At 36.8% G+C, this 4,660-nt stretch carries 4 protein-coding genes; all 4 read right to left on the reverse strand.

The features are described 5' to 3' along the window. Positions 1-669: 669 nt before the first annotated feature. Positions 670-1,662, reverse strand: coding sequence for an alpha/beta hydrolase family protein (locus HPE63_RS18395; RefSeq protein ID WP_188315770.1), 993 nt, complete (start codon positions 1,660-1,662; stop codon positions 670-672). Positions 1,663-1,844: 182 nt separating this feature from the next. Next, positions 1,845-2,786, reverse strand: coding sequence for a hypothetical protein (locus HPE63_RS18400; protein WP_188315771.1), 942 nt, complete (start codon positions 2,784-2,786; stop codon positions 1,845-1,847). Between the two features lie 356 nt (positions 2,787-3,142). Continuing rightward, on the reverse strand, positions 3,143-3,511 hold the full coding sequence (locus tag HPE63_RS18405) for a hypothetical protein (protein WP_188315772.1): 369 nt from the start codon (positions 3,509-3,511) through the stop codon (positions 3,143-3,145). 217 nt (positions 3,512-3,728) lie between these two features. Further along, positions 3,729-4,097: a hypothetical protein gene (locus tag HPE63_RS18410; protein WP_188315773.1), complete on the reverse strand. Its 369-nt coding sequence runs from the start codon at positions 4,095-4,097 to the stop codon at positions 3,729-3,731. Positions 4,098-4,660: the final 563 nt, after the last annotated feature.

The raw sequence follows: 4,660 nt of genomic DNA on the forward strand, positions 1-4,660 counted from the left end.
TTAGAAAAGTGGGCAAAAGTTAATATGTCTGCCATAGAGAAGTCCAGAGAGAAATTTATGAAGTCTTGAGTTTAATTTTTTATTGAATAAGTACATCTTTTTTAAACTATGCTCGCTAACGACCTGCTAAACGCAGTTCCGTGATTTTTAAGGAAATATAGCAAAATCCATTAACTATCGTTTGAAAAACTGACTGATGTCATGGTTACTGGTTTCAATCGATAGTTTACCAAGAAGACCGTGCTATCGGTCGTATCTTGTGGATTTTGTGGTATTGGGATTAAAAATTGCGGTGCCAAATTGCTTTTAGCTATTGTTATTGCACGTTAGCCGCTTGAGCGGACAGCTGGGAGCTGTTTGTAATAGAGGGCCGCTTGCAATTTGGTTTAGCAGGTCGTTAGAGCATATTTCTTTTGGGGTGGGAGTGCGCAGCACGTAGCAACAAAAGTCAGCTTCAGCTGAATGTGCTCTAACGGTTTGTGTATGAAACGTAGCGCGTAAAAAGACGCTAACTTTTCGTATTAACACAGAGCTGAATTTTTATATTTTATTTTTAACTTATCAATTTTAAAAGCCAAATTTAAAAATTTGGCGGTCTTTACAGAAAAGTACTAACCATAGGTTTATCACTTATTAGCTATGTTTTATACACCGTGTTGGCATACGTTTTTATTTTGACTTTTCAACCCAATTCATAAATTCAAGAAATACATCATTCCAATGGTCTTCAAATTCTCCATTTTCTAATTCCTTTTCAAAACCGTGGTCTAACTCTGGATAAACTCTAAAAGTAAGGTTGTCCTTTTTATGCCTTATAAACTCAATTGGAATTAAATAAGTTGATTCCACAGGTACTGCTTGGTCTTTTGTGCCAATTGCTACGAAAAGTGGCACCTCTATTTTTAATAAATTATTTATTGCAGGTTCAGAAAATTTGTTCCATCTCCTATAAGTGTTGTCTTCCCAGAAGTCCATTGTTGAATTGGATTTCGATGCGATTTCTTTAAAATTAAAAAAAAGAGAGTCCATTCTCTTGGTTGCCTGTACTTCCGTTATTTTACCTTCGAGCACATCTTTTCTTATGAACATTGTGAAATCAAACCATTGTGTATTTGCTCCGCCCGACCAATATCCAATGTGGGTGACCTTATCGTTTATTGTACCAAGTTTCGCAACTACATCAGAGCCTTCAGAATGTCCGATTATTACAACTTTGTTGGGGTTTATCATTTTACTGGTAACTAATTCGTCTATGACATAGCTTGTTCTATTTGCTCTATTTTCAAGTGATTCGTTATCGTAAAATATTTTAGGTACATCAAACGGTTCCCCAAATTTTGTGCAAAATGGAATTCCCCTTTTCGATATTAAGATAAAGGCAAACCCATCAGGAATGGTAGATAAGTCAAATGGAACGCCTGATTGCCATAGGCTTTTACCTTCTCTTTTTATCTGATACAAAGGGAAAGCTCCGGAACCTTGAACATATAGTAAAATGTTCGAAATAGAGTCCAGTCCGTTTTTACTGTAAATATGATAATTTATGGTATCCTTTTCAACGGTAATTTGAAAGTGTTTGTACATTTCCAAATCCTTATTGCATTGTCCATTTAGATTAAAGACGAATAGTAGTAAAAACGTAAATGTTATGAATGTTTTCATCAAATGTATGCCAACGGTTCGGCTATGGCAAGTAGGGCAGGCAAGGAAACTTTTGGTTTCCGTCTGGTCTGCTAGCCAGAGCTTTTTGTTTTGTAATTATTTTTCTTTTTTAATTGCCAAATCCAAAAGATTTGGCGGTGTTCGCAAATACGACCAAGCCAATGGGCATAGCCCTTTTAGCCCTATTTGCTATAGCCAATGTTAGCAATAGTTTTTCTCAGTTCATGTTTTGTCCTGAATGAATTTGGCCTCAACTTGCTTTCTGCAACAATTTTTTTTCTTTCTTTTCTTAACTCCTTCAGTTGCCCTCTTATTCCGCCAACAAGTCCATTCGAGTTGTCTTTTTCTGCTTCGGAAAGTTCATCTTCTAGGGTTTCGATATCTAAGTCGATTTGATTGAGTTCAAAAATACCGTAATAATAAATTCTCTTTTTTTGCTCGAATTCCTCTAATAATTCGGTCAAACAAGGAGCAAAACTCCCGTTTCTAATATCGAATATTATGGGTTCATTATTTGGTAAAGAGTCCAATAGACTAATCAAAGCTTCGTTTCCGTCTCGACATCCAGAAATCCTGCCCGCAACTCGATATTCAATTGGATTGTTGCTTACCCTATTTATTGGCAAGCCGTAATGAAAGTAATCCTGAATATTTTCAGTAAGGCTTTGTCCTTTATTATTGTTTTTGATTATTCTATGAGCCAATTCAAAAAAAGCATCTAGAATTTGGTAGTCCTTCTGATATTTCTCTTGCCTATTTGGACTTGTTGAAATCAAAGAAATAGAGTCGTTCCATTGATTAATTTTACTAAATCTAAAACTAATTCCATCGAGTACTTCGCGTCCATGTTGAATTGAACTGTCCAATTCGACAGACTCAATTCTTTCCAAGAATTTGTTTAGCACTTTTCGGTCGATTTCGTATTCCTCATTAATTAAGTTGTTTGAACCTTGAATGTGTCCTTCAATCTTAAATTGCTTACTATTTTGGGATAGTATGCTTTTTTCAATGTCAATCGTATAATGAATAGGTGTAATAAATGCGGGATAAAACTCGTAGACAATTTTATCGCTACCACACGAGATTAAAAACAATGAAAACAGTATGGTAATGATTCGGTTCAATTTTTTTAAATTATTGCTAACGGTTCGGCTAAGGTTCGTTGCGGTGATCTGTCCGCAGGACAGTCCCACTGAACCTAAATTTAGCTCTTTGCGCTGGATTTCCTGCAAGGAAATCCGCAAGCAATGAATTTTAGGTATTGTTAGCGAACGGTTTTCTTTTTTTGTCCCGCCAAAGCCCGTAAAATTTCGGAAAAATCGAGGGACTTACTTCCCTAAGCGGACAAGACCGCAATCCAACTAATTCCGTTCGAGTGGAAAGTCCGTCTGCGTACAGATTAAGTCAGATCGGTAAATCCAACTGCGAACTGTTTTAGAGTCCATTTGCGAACTTTTAGAGTCCACTATTGGGATATTTGTTAACTTTTAATGGAAGTTTCTTTCTTTTCGGCCCTTTTTACAAATAACCAGTAGTAAGCCGGTCCTAAGGTCGTACATGGTCCAAGCTCATCATTTTGGGGTTTCCTCACATCTATCAGAATTTTAAGACCTGCTGTCTCTAGTTCAGTTGGTAGGTTTTTAGCAATATAAATACTGTCGCCGACTTTCGACCCCACAATAGATTGTACTTGAGATAATCCATTCAAGATTTTCACGGCATAGATTCCACAGTCGGTATTTCGTCCAAGTACTTCCGCCTCAATAGAATATTCATCGGAAGAACTCTCTTTTTCACAGGAAAACATAAGTACTCCAAAAAGGAATAAGATAGAAGTCATTTTTTTCATATCGGTCTTTTTCCTAAGATAAGTAGTTTCGTATTTGGTTGCGTTTTTTTTGAACTGTTCGCTAACGGTTCGGCTAAGGTTCGTTGCTGTGATTCGTCCGAAGGACAATCCAGCCGAACCTAAATATAGCTTTTTGCGCGTGATTTCCGTTTAGGAAATCCGCAAGCAATGAATTTTAGCCATTGTTGTAGAACGTATTTTTTACTATTCAAGTGTATCATTTTTTATCGGAAATCATACATCCTTTCCATTTACTATCTTTTAATGAGATTATCAGAAAACCAAAATTATCAGACATACAGGAACCTCCGCTGCCTGAACTAGAAAGTGCTTTTATATTACCAGATTCATCCCGTGAATATTCAATTTTAATATCTCTATCAAAACTATTTAAAACATCAATTCGAGACTTTAATTCCGCATCATTCATGTCCATGTCTATTCGAATAAGCAAATCGAATTCCGATTCGGCCATCGCTTGGAATACATTTGTTTCCGAAATTTGAGTCTTATTGTTTTGTCCGGATAAATTTTGGAAGCTGATGAAAAGTACAACTAGGATAATAAATTTTGTCATTTGTTTCATTACATCTTATTTAGATATGTTCTACAACGTTTAAGCTATGATTTCGGGGCGGGAAATCCGGCAGGATTTTCAGTCTTGGAATCAAGCTGAGTTAAATGTAGGAAATTTATTTATTATTTTGATGCAGCACTGAATTATAGCTCTTGTTAGCGTCCGTAGTACCGCCCATGCCCTGCGACCTGCGCTTGACCTTCCTAAAATGCCCCTGACCCTTTTTAAAATTGTTTTTTCGAGTCGGGCCCAAGCAACGGCAAGTCATGATTCAACACAGACGTTTCTATGGTCAGCATAAGCATGCCTTCGGTCGAACTGTGCGTTCTCCTTGCGAACAGATTGGCTAACAATTTTAAAAAGATGGGATGGCACCGAGCCCTGGCCTTATTTAATTTATTCGGGCGTAACACTCCGCCGGAGTAAGCTATTTTAAGGTACTTTGGACGCTAACGTAGGAATATAGATCATATGATCTATATATCTTTTATGTGAGGAACTAAGATAAGAGATCTTTTATGTCCTTGAAAGAAGTTTCCGCCACATGGGTGTAAATTTCCGTCGTCTTGGTA

Source organism: Maribacter arenosus (genome assembly GCF_014610845.1).
Taxonomy (GTDB): domain Bacteria; phylum Bacteroidota; class Bacteroidia; order Flavobacteriales; family Flavobacteriaceae; genus Maribacter_A; species Maribacter_A arenosus.

Coding starts and splice junctions, on each gene's coding strand:
- HPE63_RS18410 (WP_188315773.1), bottom strand. CDS start 4,097: ATGAAACAAATGACAAAATTTATTATCCTAGTTGTACTTTTCATCAGC.
- HPE63_RS18395 (WP_188315770.1), bottom strand. CDS start 1,662: ATGAAAACATTCATAACATTTACGTTTTTACTACTATTCGTCTTTAAT.
- HPE63_RS18405 (WP_188315772.1), bottom strand. CDS start 3,511: ATGAAAAAAATGACTTCTATCTTATTCCTTTTTGGAGTACTTATGTTT.